Source organism: Methyloligella solikamskensis (genome assembly GCF_042676065.1).
Lineage (GTDB): Bacteria > Pseudomonadota > Alphaproteobacteria > Rhizobiales > Methyloligellaceae > Methyloligella > Methyloligella solikamskensis.
Genome location: NZ_JBHTJO010000001.1, coordinates 653172 through 668260 on the forward strand (window position 1 = coordinate 653172; position 15089 = coordinate 668260).

Here is a 15089-nt window from a genome sequence, read left to right on the forward strand (position 1 = left end):
ACAAGAATTGCGCAGCGGAGTTGAGCGCGGGTCGGCAACCTGCGAAAGTTGCTCGTAATCAAAACAATGAAATCGCTCGCGCCCGTTCGTCTGCTTGGCCTAGTGGTCTGGCTGGTGGCATGGAGCGCTGTCGCTGTGGCCGACTGCACCAGTCCCGACGGTCAGGAAGGGACGATCGACTACAATTCCACCACCCATCAATTCGAGTATTGCGACGAGGCGGATGCGTGGCAGCCCCTGGGCTCCGGTGGCGGTAGTCTGGCTACGCTGTCCGATGTCTCGGCGAGCACGCCGTTTGAGGGAGCGGTGCTGCGCTACAATAATTCGGCAAGCAGATGGGAGACGGTAGATGTCTCCACGGCCATGAGCACCACCAGCATCCAGTCAGAATGGCCGGATGCAATTATGTGCTTCATATCAAACCCGAACTACGGGATGCAGATCCTCTACAAAAGCTCGGCTACGCCAGGTGGAGTGAAGCATTACTCAAAGATTGGACCAGGGACCCAATCGAACTCGATGGATGTAAAATTTGCGAGCGATGGAGCGTTTAGCTCGTACTCAAACATCACAACAACTGACTGCAATCAGAGCATCTCATGGCTGTATGCTAACGGGCGGGCTTTCAACTTCATAGGCGGTACCAGCGGCGATACCGCTGCTCTCGGTGACCGCATCACCTCCGGCACGCTGGCGGTGACGGCGGTGAGCGAAACCGGCTTCATCAATCTCTCAATCGCCGACACCACGTGGGGCTACTTCGGCAACGCGGTGAGCTACCTGCCGACCATATCGGCGACCAGCGTTCGCAGCCGCCATATCTCGTCGAGTTATGTGCAGCTGACCAGCGCCACCACGACGCCTACCTGCAACGCCGGCGCGACCGGAACCATGCGCTACACCAGCGGCACAATGCAGGTCTGCGATGGCTCCGCCTGGGGCAACATCGGTATTGGCGTTCCCACCGGCACCATTGCCGCCTTCGCCCGCAGCAGCTGTCCCACCGGATGGAGCGAGTACACTCCCTCACGCGGCCGCTTCTTGCGGGGGATTGATAACGGGGCGGGGAATGATCCGGATGGCACGCGGGCGGCGGGTGACACCCAAGGCGACGAACTGCGCTCCCATCTGCATTCAGTCGACCCTCCTCTGACGACCACTAGTACAGACGGAGAGCATAATCACCGTAGGTGGTTTCGGGACAACTTGTCTGGGGGTGGGAGCGGAAATGAAGTAACGGGATCGGGTGGTGCCGACAACTACACAACCACAAGCGATGATGGCGCTCACAGTCATGGTGTCGACATCGCGGTGTTTGACAGTTCGGCGACCGGCGGTGACGAAACCCGGCCCAAGAACGTCGCAGTGACCTTCTGTCAATACAACGGTTTTCAAAGTCAGCTCTCCACCGGCGTTGCCACATTGGCCAGCCTGAGCGATGTAAGTGTCGGTGGCGCGACGTCAGGCCAGGCCTTGGTGTTCGATGGTGCCAGCTGGGTGCCGAGCACGACGAGCAGCGTTGGCGGCTTCGATGACCTAAGCGATGTTGACACCTCCGGCGCGTCAGCCGGCGATGTCATTCGCTTCGACGGCTCGGGCTGGGTCGTCAGCACAACCGGCGACAGCACCGCCCTAGGCGACCGCATCACCTCCGGCACGCTGGCGGTAACGGCGGTCAGCGAGACCGGCCTCATCAATCTCTCCAGCAACGACACCACGTGGGGCTATCTCGGCAATGCGGTGAGCTATTTGCCGACCATCTCGGCGACGAATGTCCGCAGCCGTCATGTCTCGTCGAGCTATGTGCAGCTGACCAGCGCCACGACGACGCTTACCTGCAACGCCGGCGCGACCGGCACCATTCGCTACACCAGCGGGACGATGCAGGTCTGCGACGGCTCCAGCTGGGGCAATATCGGCATCGGCGTTCCCACCGGCACTATCGCCGCTTTCGAGGCGTCCAGCTGTCCCACGGGCTGGAGCGAATACCAAGCTGCTCGCGGCCGCTTCCTGCGGGGGATTGATAATGGTGCGGGGAATGATCCGGATGGGACGCGGGCGGCCGGCGATATGCAAGGTGATGCTTTGCAGGGTCACCGGCATGCCCATTACAATACGACAGTGGGTGCGACCTCGGGCAGCAGCGGTCACCTTCATAGCGCTGGCGGAGGGAACACAACTCAAAGTCACGAAAATACTGTAAGAGATCCTATCACGGATGGTACTAATGGCACGCCGCGCACAGCAAACGAAACTCGCCCCAAGAACGTCGCCGTCACGTTCTGCCAATACGCCGGCTTTCAAAGCCAGCTGCAGACCGGCGTTGCGACCCTCGCCAGCCTGAGTGACGTCAGCATCGGTGGTGCGAGCAGCGGCCAGGCTTTGGTGTTCGACGGCGCCAGCTGGGTGCCCAGCACGACGCTCGGCGGAACCACCGCCGCCAGCAGCACCGGAGCCATCCAGTTCAAAGCCGCCGCCGGCGGCCTCGGTGGTGACACGTCCAATCTCTTCTGGGACAATGCGAACAAGCGCCTCGGTCTCGGTACCGACGAGCCAGACCACACTCTGGAAGTCATCACCGCGAACACGTCGAGCTATGCCGCGCGCATCGCCAATACCGGCAATGCGACAACCGCGCATGGGCTGCAAGTTGTCGCCGGCGTCGACGGCACCGGAAGCGGCGCGATGCTGATGCAGTTCACGCGGCCAGACGGTACAGTTCTCGGCTCGCTCAGCCAGTCCGGCGCGAACACGATGGTTTACACCGCTGTTTCCGACAGGCGCACGAAGACCGGCATTGTCGAAACCCGCTTCGGACTCGAAGACCTCATGAAGGTCCAGGTTCGCGATTTCAACTATAGGTCCGACCCATCCCACACCGTGCAAACCGGCTTCATCGCTCAAGAGCTTCAAGAGGTATTCCCGGAAGCGGTCGCCACCAATGGCGATGACGGCCAAGCGCCGCTGGAGGAGGGCGCTCAACCCTGGTCGGTCGATTACGGCCGGCTGACCCCGCTGCTGGTAAAGGCTGTGCAGGATCTGAAAGCGGCCAATGACAACCAGGCGGCGGAGCTTGAGCATCTGCGGCAGGAGCTTCGCGAGCTGAGAGAAGGCCAAGCCATCCGCTAAAGGCTTGATTACCGCTGAGGCGCTATAGCTATCCCTATGGGCAACGTGATCCAGCGGGACTTCAGGAAGAGGGGGCGAAACACGCGTCCCCCCATCCGTGACCAAAGACATGGCCGGCGGAATAGCCTTCGGGCCATATCTCTCCTACTCATCTTGATGTGCCTGTGTGTAGGCGCGGTATGGCTCGTGCTCAGCTCAGGCCAGATTGAGATTGGACACGAGGGCAAGTCGGCGAGCATCACAGTCCTCGATGGAGACACTGTCGAGACCTCTGAGGGCGTTTTCAGACTCGTCGGGTTCAATACCCCGGAAATAAGGGGCGACTGCTCGGAAGAGCGTGCGTTTGCCCGACGAGCTCGTGACCGGCTTCGCGCTCTGGTTACAGCGGGCTCGGCCAACCTGCGCCGCGTCCCGTGCGCATGCCCACCCGGTACCGAAGGGACACGAAGCTGCAACTTCGGCCGCTTCTGCGGTGTGCTGAGCGTCAACGGCCGCAGGGCAGGGGACATATTGATCGGGGAGGGGCTCGCTGAGCCTTATCACTGCCATGGCACGTCTTGCCCTCGGCGGCGAGACTGGTGTCGTTAAGCAAGGCAATCCTCGACGCATATCGCTGACGCCTGGTAGCTGTAGCGAAGTCGAAACGCTCCGCACCTACCCATTTCGGCCGGGACAGCCGTCGGTAGCCATTCTTTCAAAACTCTAAGGAAGGCTTGCGACTGGCTAGGAGACTTTACCTCCCAGCCAAATCGCCAGTTCATCTACTGCAGCCGCTCTATCGAGCCAAATGCTCCAGCGAGAAAAGATGTTGAGACTCGCTCAATGGTGCATGACACGACCGACAGGTATTGAGATCCTTATCCAGCCGCTTGCCATCCGGCGAGAAGATGGCGAAGTCCCAATCGCCATTCTTTAAATCGTCAGGGAATTTCTCGCCCCAACCTTCACCTTTTTCCATGACAGCGATTGCCGCGAGCTTCCCGCGGATTCGGCGGCCTAGCGAGCTGGTTACAACATTACCATCGTCGTCGGTCTTTGCCTTATAGACCTCGCCTACGATGACAGATCCGTAAGGGAGCTCGCGTCCTTGTCCGGCTGCCTCAATAGCTGCGTCATTGGCGAACAGTCGGATGATTTGATCGTGGTTCTGTACCCGATCAAGGCTCAGGTAGTTTTCGAATTGTTTGTAATCAGCTGGAAACGATATGCGCTCCTCCTTAGCGAGCGCGACGCTGGCAATAACGCTGAACCCTAATAACAAAGCTATAGTTCTCTTCATGATTGAACTCCCCATCTCAACGACACCGCACTTGACGGACGGTGATAGGTATCGAGCCTGCCTCTCTGCCAGCGTGGGACTCAACGACATTTTGAAGGCAACTATTGCCGCTGGGTGGGGAATACTTCCCAACACGACAACAAGCTATGCTTTGCATTCGCGCTTTCTAGAGCGATTGCGTGAGGCCTCTCGATTTGGCAACAAAGATTGTGTTTCGAGGCATCACAACGGACTGTGCGATATGAGCTATGGGTTGCGGAGTTGTGCGGATAGATTCCCGCAGCCGGTGCGACTCCATGGGGAAACGAACACATCCAGAGTGCAAGGCTGGCTAATAATAAGAGAACGCTATTGTGAACGTATTGGTTCTTGGGGCAGGTGGCATCGGAGGTTATTTCGGCGGGCGACTGGCCTCGGCGGGGGTCGATGTATCATTTTTGGTCCGGCCGGCGCGCGCCAAACTGCTTTCCCGAAACGGGCTAACGATAAGCAGTCCTCTCGGTGATGTGAAAGAGCAGGTTCGGATTTTGACCGAGGCCGATATGGCTTACGATGCAGTGCTCTTAGCTTGCAAAGCCTACGATCTCGACGCGGCCATAGAGGCGATCTCACCAGCCGTTGGTCCGTCTACACTCCTGGTGCCGTTGCTGAATGGCGTCCGCCATTTGGAGCGGCTTGATAGCTGCTTCGGTCGCGAACACGTCCTCGGTGGACTTTGCCATATTGGAGTCACCGTGAGCGATGCCGGTGAGATCCAGCACCTGAACAAGCTAGAACGCTTTGTCTTCGGCGCGCGGACGGAAGATCAGTCCGAAAGCGCGGAAGCCTTGTACCGAGTTCTCGCGCGTGGCGGATTTCATCCTGTGATGAGCGAGACGATCCTCCAGGAGATGTGGGAGAAATTCGTCTTTCTGGCCACGTATGCGGGGATGACTACACTGATGCGCGCGCCCGTCGGTGCGATTGTCGCGACGCAGGAAGGAGAGGCCGTAATCCGCGAAATGCTGGAGGAGTGTACGGCGACAGCGGCGGCAAGTGGGTATGCTCCGCGTGCGGAGGCAATGCGGTCGATGGTGGGCTCGCTGACCGAGCGAGGATCGAAGGGAACGGCGTCTATGTATCGGGACATGGTCAATAACAAGCGCACGGAGCACGAGCATATTTTGGGCGACATGCTCGAGCGCGCACGGGCCGCAAGCGTTTCCGCACCACTTCTGCGGATAAGTCTGACGAACATGCAAGCTTACGACCAAGAGCGTGCGGTCTCGTGATCCGTTCGCGAGCGCTGCATGCTCCAGGAAGCTAGAGCAGTCTGGCGAAGAAGATCAGGCTCATAGTAGTCCCTGTGACGATCACAATGGCGCGGATGACCTGCGTTGGTAAGGCGCGCGATAGTGGAGCGCCGCAATATCCGCCAGCCACTGCAGCCACCATCATCAATAACCCTTCCGGCCAGGCGACAATTCCAGCCGCAGCAAACGTCAGGAGTGAGATAATTGAGATTGCGATGGAGAGGACGTTCTTGAGGCTGTTCATCACATTGATGTCGGTCATGCCCCAAAGTGCAAAGAGAGCCAGTAGGACGATCCCGAGGCCGCCGTTGAAGTAGCCACCATAGACGGACACAGCGAATGTTCCCGCAGCACCGTAGGGCGTGAAGCTGAGCGACTGATAAGTCAGCCAGCCGCGCAGACGTTTCTCCATTGCGAAGACGACGGTCGCGGCCAGGAGTAGAAACGGCACGATGACGTTGAATGCGTTGTCCGGGGTGACCACTAGAAGGCACGAGCCTATCAGGGCACCGACCATACTCGCCGCTACTGTTCTACCAAGATCACTGCGATCGACTGTGCGCAGCTCGGGTAGGAAGCCCAAAGTCGCCCCGACATAACCGGGACAGACCACGATCGTGCTTGTCGCATTCGCCGCTACGGGCGAGATGCCCACATAAACGAGGGCAGGCAACGTGAGAAATGTCCCGCCGCCTGCGATGGCGTTGAGGACACCGGCTGAGAAGGCGGCACCGGCCAGCACTAGAAAATCGATCATGGATATGGCGGTCTTAATCCAGGAGGCGCAGGGCGTCGAAGTGAGATGAGCGAAAAGACATAAATCAAATATTTCTTTATGAGCGTGCTCTTGATAACCTCGGTGATGGAGAAGCTGTCAAGAAGCTATTCAGGGAGGAAAGCTTCATGAGACTGATGAATATGCCCACTGTATCTGCAATCGCCGGCCTGGTGGCCACATTGGCGTGCGGACCGGCATCGGCGGATAACGCGTCCAAGCACACCGCGGAACTTCAGCCGTTGAACGAGTCAGTGACCGGAAGCGAAACCAAAGGAAAGGCAAGCTTCGTTCGCGACGGTGATAAGCTGACGATCATTGTGGATGTGCAGGGAGCGCCTGCCGGGATTATGCATCTTCAGCATTTTCACGGATTTGCCGACGGCGAAAAAGCAGCTGCCTGTCCGTCCGCAGAAGATGACTCAAATGGAGACGGGATTGTCGATCTGAAAGAGACAGAGCCCAAGGCAGGAACGACCATGGTCCCGTTCCATGACAAGCCTGCGAGCATGGAGATTCCGAGCGAGTCCTACCCCAAGGCGGACGCCGATGGATCGTATCATTACGAACAGACCGTCGATCTTGCCAAGCTGCAAGAAGCCTTTGCCGAGGCGTTCAACGGTCAGGATCTTGACCTCGAGCGCCGGGTGGTTTTCATCCATGGTGTTGATCCGAAGACCGAGTTTCCTGACTCCGTCGCCTCGCTCGGCGATATCCCCGCCCACATCACGCTGCCCATCGCGTGTGGTAAAATTGAAGCAGCGGATTAAGCGAGAGGTGCCAATGCATCTCGCTATTTAGATGATGGAAGGAGGACATTGGAGATCATGTCCTCCTTCCGCTATTAAAGATACTATCGGAATGAGCAAGAAAAGCTGATCGCCTATGCGGCTGACGACCTTCTCGGACTACTGCCTGCGTATTCTCATATTTGTCGGCGTGCATGATGATCGTTTGTGCACGATAGACGAGATCTGCACTGCCTACGGCATATCGCGAGGCCATGTGATGAAGGCCGTTTATCGTTTAGGACAGTTGGGCTACCTCGACACCCTAAGGGGGAAGAACGGCGGAATCCGTCTGGCCAAGGAACCTTCAGACATTGGGGTCGGTGATCTGATCCGACACACCGAGGAGGACATGGCGCTTGTCGAGTGCTTCCAGGCGCCGGGTAGCGGCCGATGTTGCATTGTTGGAAGTTGCATACTGCGCGTCGCCCTAGCTAAGGCACTGGATGAATTCTTATGCGCACTCGACCGCTATACCCTCGCAGATCTCTTGGGGCCTCGGGATCGATTGGCGGCCCTGTTGAGCTTGGACAGAAAGGTTCCTGGCCGGAAGAGTTCTGTCACGAACTGATGAAATTTCTAGCGACGTCGGTTCAGAAATAGATAGGCAACATCGACGCCTCCTGGCCGATGTGGAATGCGAGCGTGCTCGAGAGCCGATTCGACAGCTTCCAGGCCTGCAAGGATGAGATTGTCGTTCGTGTAGCCAAGATGACCGAAACGAAATGCCTTTCCGGCCAATTTCTGTTGACCCATTCCCAACGAAATGTTGAACCGCTCCCGAGCGAGCTTCCTAAACGCGTCCGCGTCGTGGCCAGACGGCATGACCACAGCTGTCACGACAGGAGAATAGTCGCGTGGAACCTTGCACCAGATGCCGAGGTCCCAATAGGCGATACAGCGACGGACGGCTTCCGCATGGCGCTTATGACGCGCAAACACGTTCTCCAAGCCCCATTCATTCAGCATGATCATGCTCTCGGCCAGACCGTAGATTAGGGATATTGGCGGCGTGAACGGGAAGTATCCGTCGGCGTTGTGAGCGAGCATCGATCTCCAAGCCCAATAGGATTTCGGCAGTTTCGCGCTCTTTGCCGCCTCGAGTGCCTTTTCGCTTACGACGTTGAAAGACAGCCCCGGCGGAAGCATCAGGCCCTTTTGAGACCCGCTGATAGTGACGTCGACATTCCATTCCTGGTGTCGATAGTCCATCGCTCCGATGGAAGAGACAGCATCGACGAGAAGAAGGGCCGGATGCCCGGTGGCGTCGATGGCGGCGCGGATGTCGCCAATCTGCGTCATTGCGCCCGTCGAAGTCTCATTGTGCACGACGCACACTGCCTTGATCTTCCGGTCAGCGTCGGAACGAAGATAAACTTCGAGTTCCGCAGCGTCGGCACCCCTATGCCAATTGCTTTCGAGCACGCGGACGTCGAGACCGAATTCCGCCGCCATCCGCGACCACAGCATCGAGAAGTGGCCGGCGACGAGAAATAGAACGGCGTCGCCAGGCGAGAGAGTGTTTACCAGCGCCGCTTCCCATCCTCCGGTTCCGGAAGATGGGAATAGGATCACGGGATCTGTACTTCGAAAAATCTCTGGGAGGCCGTCCAGGACCTCACGGGTGAGAGTCTGGAATTCGGGTCCTCTGTGATCGAGCATTTGACGGTGCATGGCCGCAAGAATCCGTTCCGGGACAAAGGTCGGACCTGGAACCTGAAGGAAGTGCTCTAGATCGGAGGATTCGATTGGTTGGGATGGACGAGTCTGCATGTTGCTCTCCAATCAGCTTCAAGCGCGCGTGGAATTTGAGACCGTTCTCACGGTCAGGCGGTGGTGACGCCCGTCATTGCCTGACCATTGCATCTCCTGCCCGGGTGAGAGGCCGAGTAGCGCGGCGCCTATGGGCGTTAGAATTGAAACCTTTCCCGCGCTGATATCGGCCTCCGCCGGGAGAACCAGTTGAAGCTTGAGCTGCTTGGCATCATCCAGTTCGACCTCTGCGACCGAGTCGAGCCGGATAACGTCGGAGGGCATCTCATTGTCGGGAACCAGGTCTGCGCGCTCAAGCTCGCGGAGCAGAACGGCAGCCACTTCCGGAATGCGTTCGGACGCGCCAGTCGCCATCGCGGTCAAACATTGTTCCTCGACGAGGCTTATGACGATACGAGGAAGTGCATCGGAAAGAACATCAGGCATTGTGGTGTCTCACGAATTGTCGGCACGCGAGTGCGCGACGACGCAGGAAGGCGCGTGCGACCCGATGGTCACCCGCACCTATGAAAAATGAATGTTGTGAAGTAATCCCCGCGCGAGCGGCAGCGTCTCGCCGGGGCTAGATGCCTGCGTCGTTGCTTCCTCTCAGAGGGAGGCGCAAATGAAATGACAATATCCGAGACATTGATCTCCTCTAGGCCGCCAACGGCAACTTGTCAATGCGAACACAGAGTTCGATCGGCAGGCCTCTCCGATGCAATAAACGTCGGTATGGTAGAATTGTCGTGATGGTTGGTATCCCGCGATACAAGGAGTTCAATGGGCCCGCCCTTTTCCGGCAGGGCTTTCGACCGTTCTTCTTGGGAGCGGGGCTGTGGGCTGGCTTGGCGATCTTGATCTGGCTGATCGTCATCCGTGGAGATGCATCCTTACCCAGCAATTTCCCACCAGCTCAATGGCATGCCCATGAGATGCTGTTCGGATTCGCGGCTGCGGCGGCAACCGGTTTTTTGTTGACCGCGATTCCAAACTGGACAGGGCGGATGCCGCTCCAGGGAGTGCCCCTTATCGTCCTCTTCGGTGTTTGGGTGTTGGGACGCGTGGCGATGTCGATTTCCGACGCCATCGGAGATATCGCTGCGGCTGCTCTGGATCTTGCCTTTCTGGCTTTGTTGTTTGGTGTCGTGCTCCGGGAAATCCTCGCCGGCCGGAACTGGCGCAACCTGCCAGTCGTCATTGCGGTCGGAGTGTTGTTTGCCGCGAATGCCATCACGCATCTGGAGGTCAATAGTATTCTGCCCAGTACCCTCCTGGGCGAACGGCTTGGAGTGGCGGTCTTTGTGATTTTGATCAGCCTCATCGGGGGACGGATAATTCCAAGCTTCACGCGAAACTGGCTCGTGAAGCGTGACAGTCCGGTCCTTCCCGTGCCTTTCAGCCGCTTCGACACGGTGACCTTGGTTCTGGTTTTGGTCGCGTCCGCATTTTGGGTGGCGCTGCCGACGTCGACGTTGACGGCGTTTGCCCTGATAGCCGCCGGCGCGATCAGTGCTGCCCGGCTCGTCAGGTGGCAGGGATGGCGAACCTATTCAGAGCCACTGCTCTGGGTCCTGCATCTCGGCTACGCATGGGTCGCATTTGGCTTGGTCTTGCTAGCCGGCAGCGTGTTGTTCTCAGCCGAAATACCTTATGCAGCGGGGCTGCACGCTCTTACGGCCGGTGCTATTGGCACTATGATCCTAGCGGTCATGACGAGAGCTTCGCGTGGCCACACCGGCCATCCACTGACTGTCGGGCTGCCTACCGCGGCGATCTACGCACTGGTAACCCTAGCGGCGGTAATGCGGACTGCGGCTCCATTCACGTCAGGATCCTATCTCACGCTGGTATCGGTTTCTGGCTGGCTTTGGATCTCCGCATTTGCGCTTTTCGCCATCTTATACGGCCCCATACTACTAGGAGACAGGCCAACGACCTCGGGCGTCAAAGCCCGGCAAGAGTGAACTCCGTTGGGCCTGCGTGGGATGGCTCTAGCCGATCGATCATCCGTGCGGAGCCGACCGCTAAAACAAATACGTTGTATATTGCTTTATCCGCTGATCTCTGGATAAGATGTATTTCCTGTGCATGTTTAGCGGTTAAAAGCATATGTCAGAGGTTCGGCCTTCCGAAATGGTAGGAGAACGGAGCGCCTCCGCAGCGAAAGAAGCGATCGTTCGGCTTGTAGACAGCTTCTACGAAAAGGTGCGTCAGGATCCGCAGCTTGGATCTGTCATCGGCAGCCAAATCGGTAATGACTGGACCGGGCACATTGAGAGGATGCGCAGCTTCTGGTCGAGTCAGATTTTACCTGACGAAGAGAGTCCGCGTGATCCAGAGGGTGTACATCTGCGCCTGACCATCGACGAGAAGCTGCTATCTCGGTGGATGGATCTGTTTAACGTCACTTGTGATGAGCTTTCGGATCAACATCTCGCGACTGTATTTCGAGAGAAGGTCTCTACAATAGGACGACGGCTGCAGCGCCAGCTGCCTAGCGGAGGCGATCATCCGAATGGGGATGGCTCGTCATGACCTATGTCGTCACCGACAACTGCATCAGATGCAAATACATGGATTGCGTGGAGGTATGTCCAGTGGACTGCTTCTACGAAGGCGAGAACATGCTCGTCATTCATCCTGACGAATGCATCGATTGCGGTGTGTGCGAGCCGGAGTGTCCCGCAGAGGCGATCGTCGCCGACACGAACTCAGGTCTCGAAATGTGGCTCGAGCTCAACGCCAAATATGCGGAGCTCTGGCCGAACATTGCCGCAAAGGGAGAGCCGCCGGCCGACGCCGAGCGGTTCGACGGAGTCCCAGACAAATTTGAGACATACTTTTCTCCCCGTTCCGGCGGCGACGGGGAGCTCGAAACGCAATCGAGCGAACAGGGCGGAACAGGCGGAGAGCCCGGCTAGAGATTAAAGGTCGACGCGTCCCGGTCCCCCACCGGAGCGCGTTGTAAGAGGAAGGTTGCGGGCATGACGCATCCAGCCCGCAGCCTTCCTATCAGGGCAGCACAACACCCCGGGAGGATTTGGCAGTGGTCGATTCTCAGGTTTTCGATGTCGCTCAAGAAGGTCGACCGCACGGTTGGCGGCGGTGGGCTTTTTCTACCAACCACAAAGACATCGGTACGATGTATCTGATTTTCGCAATTTTCGGCGGCATGATCGGTGGATTGCTCTCAATGATCATGCGCGCCGAACTGATGTTTCCGGGACTCCAGCTATTCGGCAACCCAGATGCCTTCAACGTCGTCGTGACCGGTCACGGTCTGATCATGATCTTCTTCGCCATCATGCCGGCGATGATCGGAGGATTTGGAAACTGGATGGTGCCGCTAATGATCGGCGCACCCGACATGGCCTTTCCCCGCATGAACAACATCTCGTTCTGGCTTCTTCCGTCGGCTTTTGCGCTCCTCCTGATTTCATTCTTTATGCCGGGAACGCCTGGGACGGCCGGTGCCGGTACGGGTTGGACAGCTTACGCTCCGTTATCGACGAGCGGCAGTCCAGGAGGTGCGATGGATTTCGTCATCCTTTCCATCCATCTGGCAGGTGCGTCTTCGATCCTTGGTGCGATCAACTTCATCACCACGATCTTCAATATGCGTGCACCGGGTATGACGTTGCACAAGACGCCGCTGTATGTCTGGTCGATACTCGTGACGTCGTTTCTGTTGCTTCTGTCAGTTCCGGTTCTGGCGGGCGCGGTGACGATGCTTCTTACCGACAGGAATTTCAGTACCGCGTTTTTCGACGCAGCGCAGGGTGGCGATCCAGTGCTGTATCAGCACCTGTTCTGGTTCTTTGGCCATCCGGAAGTCTACATCATGATCCTTGGCGGCTTCGGTATGATCAGCCATGTCGTTTCGACGTTCTCTCGCAAGCCGATCTTCGGATATTTGGGCATGGTGTACGCACTCGTCGCGATCGGCTTCATTGGCTTTGTGGTCTGGGCCCATCATATGTTCACATCCGGGCTCGGAGTGCAGACGCAGGCTTATTTCGCTTTCGCATCGATGGTCATTGCCGTGCCTACCGGAATCAAGGTGTTCTCCTGGATTGCGACGATGTGGGGCGGATCGATAGCTTTCCGCACGCCACTACTGTGGGCGCTTGGGTTCATCTTTCTGTTCACAGTCGGCGGCGTTACCGGGGTCGTTTTGGCGAACGCCGCGCTCGATCGCTCTCTTCACGATACGTACTATGTCGTCGCTCACTTCCACTACGTGCTGTCGGTCGGTGCCGTGTTCGCGATCTTTGCGGGCTGGTACTATTGGTGCCCCAAGATGACGGGGTACATGTATTCGGAGACACTCGGAAAGCTGCATTTCTGGCTCATGTTCCTGGGGGCCAACATGGCTTTCTTCCCCATGCATTTCCTGGGACTTGCAGGCATGCCGCGACGCATTGTCGATTATCCCGAGAGCTTCGCGGGTTGGAATTTCATTGCCTCGATTGGAGCGTTCACAGCTTTCGCTGGTTTCCTGGTCTTCTTCGTAAGCGTAGCGAATATGTTCTGGGTTCGGCGGCGAGCTCCCGCGAATCCTTGGGGCGCTGGAGCCACCACCTTGGAATGGACGCTTCCATCACCGCCGCCGTTTCACAGCTTTCAGACACTACCTAGGGTGCGATAGGCGAGTCGTTACAGTGACCGTCTGCGCGGACAGTCCGCACGTCGCGTAACGCTTGTATGCTCCAGACGGGCAAGTTTGTTCACTGAACACGCGAAGCATAGAAGGTAGGCGCGGCTGGGAGTAATCCCGGCCGCGCCTACCGTGATGCAATTCGCTACGCGGCCTTAGCCGTCTCCAACTCGCCGCGTGGTCCGAAGAACTCGAAGTGGAGATTCTCGTTAGGAATTCCCCGCGCCGTGAGCTGCCGGTAAATCGAAGTCATGAAAGGTCGTGGTCCGCAGAAATAGTATTCTGCGTTGTCCGCCGGCAACAGCGGATCGAGAACGGCGTCGTCGACCAGGCCCGTCGTCATATGGGCCTCACGTTGAGCCCCGTCCCTGGCGGGCTCGTCGTAGCAGTAATGACGTCGGAAGTTGGGGTGTTTCTCAGCCAGTTGTTCGATCACAGGCTTGAAGGCCTGGAGACTCTCATTCAGCGTTCCGTGAACGAGTAAAATTTCGCGGTCCGGAGTTGTCTGCAGTGCATCTGCAAGAATGCTAAAGAGAGGGGTGATGCCGACTCCACCGGCGAGCAGCACCAAAGGACGCTTTGGGTCCAGATCGGGATGAAGATAGAACTCGCCGCAGGGCGCCGCCACGTCGATCTCGTCGTCAACATCCGTCTCGCGGTGAAGCCTGGTCGAGACATAGCCTTCCGGTGCATCCGGTCCCTTGCTCTCTTCATGCTTCACACTAATCCGGAACCAAGCCTTCCCAGGTCTGTCGGACAAGCTGTAATTGCGCATAGTTGTGCTGCCGTCGCGCGTCGGCACCTGAAGGGTAATGTATTGTCCCGGCTTGAAGTGGGGTAGCGGCTTTCCGTCTATCGGCTCCAGATAGAAAGAGGTGATGATATCGCTCTCCTTTTCCTTGCGAGCGACGCGGAAGCGCTTGAATCCGGACCAGCCCCCCGGCTCCGACGCGATCTCCTTGTAGATCTGAGCTTCTCTTCCGATCAGGACCTCGGCCAGAAAACCATAGGCTTCTCCCCAGGCCTGAATGACCTCGTCGGTGGCTCCGTCGCCGAGTACCTCTTTGATCGACTCCAGCAGGTTTTCGCCCACGATAGGATACTGTTCCGGCTTGATCTGGAGCGAAACGTGTTTTTCAGCAATCAACTCAACGGCAGGACCGAGAGCGTCGAGATTATCGATATTCGCCGCGTAGGCGCAAATGGCACCCGCAAGCGCCTGTTGCTGCAAACCAGCACGCTGATGTGCCTGATTGAAAAAGGGCTTCACCTCCGGATTGTGAGAGAACATCCGCTTATAGAAGTGCCGTGTCAGGGCCTCTCCGTGAGCCTCCAAGACAGGCACTGTCGATTTCACGATCGAGATGGTCTCTGCGCTGAGCATCGCGTTCCTCCTTTTAATATGTATAGAAAG

13 protein-coding genes are annotated in these 15089 nt (G+C 57.7%); 8 read left to right on the plus strand and 5 right to left on the minus strand.

Annotated features, from left to right (window positions below; all coding sequences use genetic code 11):
* The first annotated feature begins 66 nt into the window (after positions 1-66).
* Positions 67-3129: a tail fiber domain-containing protein gene (locus ACFQ2F_RS03265; RefSeq protein WP_379085633.1), complete on the plus strand. Its 3063-nt coding sequence runs from the start codon at positions 67-69 to the stop codon at positions 3127-3129.
* 775 nt (positions 3130-3904) lie between these two features.
* Here the strand turns inward: ACFQ2F_RS03265 and ACFQ2F_RS03270 are convergent.
* Complete coding sequence (locus ACFQ2F_RS03270) at positions 3905-4408, minus strand: cytochrome P460 family protein (RefSeq protein ID WP_379085636.1); 504 nt, start codon at positions 4406-4408, stop codon at positions 3905-3907.
* 353 nt (positions 4409-4761) lie between these two features.
* On the opposite strand from ACFQ2F_RS03270, the gene panE reads away from it, so the two are divergent.
* Positions 4762-5679, plus strand: a complete 918-nt coding sequence (panE, locus tag ACFQ2F_RS03275) for a 2-dehydropantoate 2-reductase (RefSeq protein ID WP_379085639.1) — start codon at positions 4762-4764, stop codon at positions 5677-5679.
* 31 nt (positions 5680-5710) lie between these two features.
* Here panE and ACFQ2F_RS03280 read toward each other — a convergent pair whose 3' ends face one another.
* Positions 5711-6457, minus strand: coding sequence for a sulfite exporter TauE/SafE family protein (locus ACFQ2F_RS03280; protein WP_379085642.1), 747 nt, complete (start codon positions 6455-6457; stop codon positions 5711-5713).
* Between the two features lie 146 nt (positions 6458-6603).
* Here ACFQ2F_RS03280 and ACFQ2F_RS03285 point away from each other — a divergent pair, with 146 nt between their 5' ends.
* Together ACFQ2F_RS03285 and ACFQ2F_RS03290 are read left to right on the plus strand one after the other, a co-directional pair.
* Positions 6604-7245, plus strand: coding sequence for a hypothetical protein (locus tag ACFQ2F_RS03285; RefSeq protein WP_379085645.1), 642 nt, complete (start codon positions 6604-6606; stop codon positions 7243-7245).
* Positions 7246-7360: 115 nt separating this feature from the next.
* The gene (locus ACFQ2F_RS03290; RefSeq protein WP_379085648.1) at positions 7361-7834 is read left to right on the plus strand and encodes an Rrf2 family transcriptional regulator; all 474 of its coding nucleotides are present in this window, start codon (positions 7361-7363) and stop codon (positions 7832-7834) included.
* A gap of 8 nt (positions 7835-7842) precedes the next feature.
* On the opposite strand, the gene ACFQ2F_RS03295 is transcribed toward ACFQ2F_RS03290, so the two are convergent.
* Complete coding sequence (locus tag ACFQ2F_RS03295) at positions 7843-9036, minus strand: pyridoxal-phosphate-dependent aminotransferase family protein (RefSeq protein WP_379085651.1); 1194 nt, start codon at positions 9034-9036, stop codon at positions 7843-7845.
* Between the two features lie 18 nt (positions 9037-9054).
* A complete protein-coding gene (gene rnk / locus ACFQ2F_RS03300) occupies positions 9055-9462 on the minus strand; it encodes a nucleoside diphosphate kinase regulator (protein ID WP_379085654.1) in 408 nt (135 codons plus the stop codon).
* A 305-nt stretch (positions 9463-9767) separates the two neighbouring features.
* Here rnk and ACFQ2F_RS03305 point away from each other — a divergent pair, with 305 nt between their 5' ends.
* The 4 genes from ACFQ2F_RS03305 to ctaD all read left to right on the plus strand — a co-directional run bounded on the left by ACFQ2F_RS03305 (position 9768) and on the right by ctaD (position 13666).
* A complete protein-coding gene (locus tag ACFQ2F_RS03305; protein ID WP_379085657.1) occupies positions 9768-10982 on the plus strand; it encodes an NnrS family protein in 1215 nt (404 codons plus the stop codon).
* Between the two features lie 145 nt (positions 10983-11127).
* Positions 11128-11553 (plus strand): group III truncated hemoglobin, encoded by a 426-nt coding sequence (locus ACFQ2F_RS03310; protein ID WP_379085660.1) that lies wholly within the window; start codon positions 11128-11130, stop codon positions 11551-11553.
* A complete protein-coding gene (gene fdxA / locus ACFQ2F_RS03315; RefSeq protein ID WP_379085663.1) occupies positions 11550-11939 on the plus strand; it encodes a ferredoxin FdxA in 390 nt (129 codons plus the stop codon). Before ACFQ2F_RS03310 ends, fdxA begins: the two co-directional genes overlap by 4 nt.
* 125 nt (positions 11940-12064) lie before the next feature.
* Entirely contained in the window at positions 12065-13666 is a 1602-nt protein-coding gene (gene ctaD, locus ACFQ2F_RS03320) for a cytochrome c oxidase subunit I (protein ID WP_379085666.1), read from the plus strand.
* Positions 13667-13820: 154 nt separating this feature from the next.
* On the opposite strand, the gene hmpA is transcribed toward ctaD, so the two are convergent.
* A complete protein-coding gene (hmpA, locus tag ACFQ2F_RS03325) occupies positions 13821-15059 on the minus strand; it encodes an NO-inducible flavohemoprotein (protein ID WP_379085669.1) in 1239 nt (412 codons plus the stop codon).
* Positions 15060-15089: the final 30 nt, after the last annotated feature.

Excerpts from the sequence above, each read along its gene's own strand:
- ACFQ2F_RS03285 (WP_379085645.1), top strand. The coding sequence starts at position 6,604 with ATGAGACTGATGAATATGCCCACTGTATCTGCAATCGCCGGCCTGGTG.
- ACFQ2F_RS03310 (WP_379085660.1), top strand. The coding sequence starts at position 11,128 with ATGTCAGAGGTTCGGCCTTCCGAAATGGTAGGAGAACGGAGCGCCTCC.
- ACFQ2F_RS03265 (WP_379085633.1), top strand. The coding sequence starts at position 67 with ATGAAATCGCTCGCGCCCGTTCGTCTGCTTGGCCTAGTGGTCTGGCTG.
- fdxA (WP_379085663.1), top strand. The coding sequence starts at position 11,550 with ATGACCTATGTCGTCACCGACAACTGCATCAGATGCAAATACATGGAT.
- ACFQ2F_RS03305 (WP_379085657.1), top strand. The coding sequence starts at position 9,768 with ATGGTTGGTATCCCGCGATACAAGGAGTTCAATGGGCCCGCCCTTTTC.
- hmpA (WP_379085669.1), bottom strand. The coding sequence starts at position 15,059 with ATGCTCAGCGCAGAGACCATCTCGATCGTGAAATCGACAGTGCCTGTC.
- ACFQ2F_RS03280 (WP_379085642.1), bottom strand. The coding sequence starts at position 6,457 with ATGATCGATTTTCTAGTGCTGGCCGGTGCCGCCTTCTCAGCCGGTGTC.
- ACFQ2F_RS03290 (WP_379085648.1), top strand. The coding sequence starts at position 7,361 with ATGCGGCTGACGACCTTCTCGGACTACTGCCTGCGTATTCTCATATTT.
- ACFQ2F_RS03270 (WP_379085636.1), bottom strand. The coding sequence starts at position 4,408 with ATGAAGAGAACTATAGCTTTGTTATTAGGGTTCAGCGTTATTGCCAGC.
- rnk (WP_379085654.1), bottom strand. The coding sequence starts at position 9,462 with ATGCCTGATGTTCTTTCCGATGCACTTCCTCGTATCGTCATAAGCCTC.
- ACFQ2F_RS03295 (WP_379085651.1), bottom strand. The coding sequence starts at position 9,036 with ATGCAGACTCGTCCATCCCAACCAATCGAATCCTCCGATCTAGAGCAC.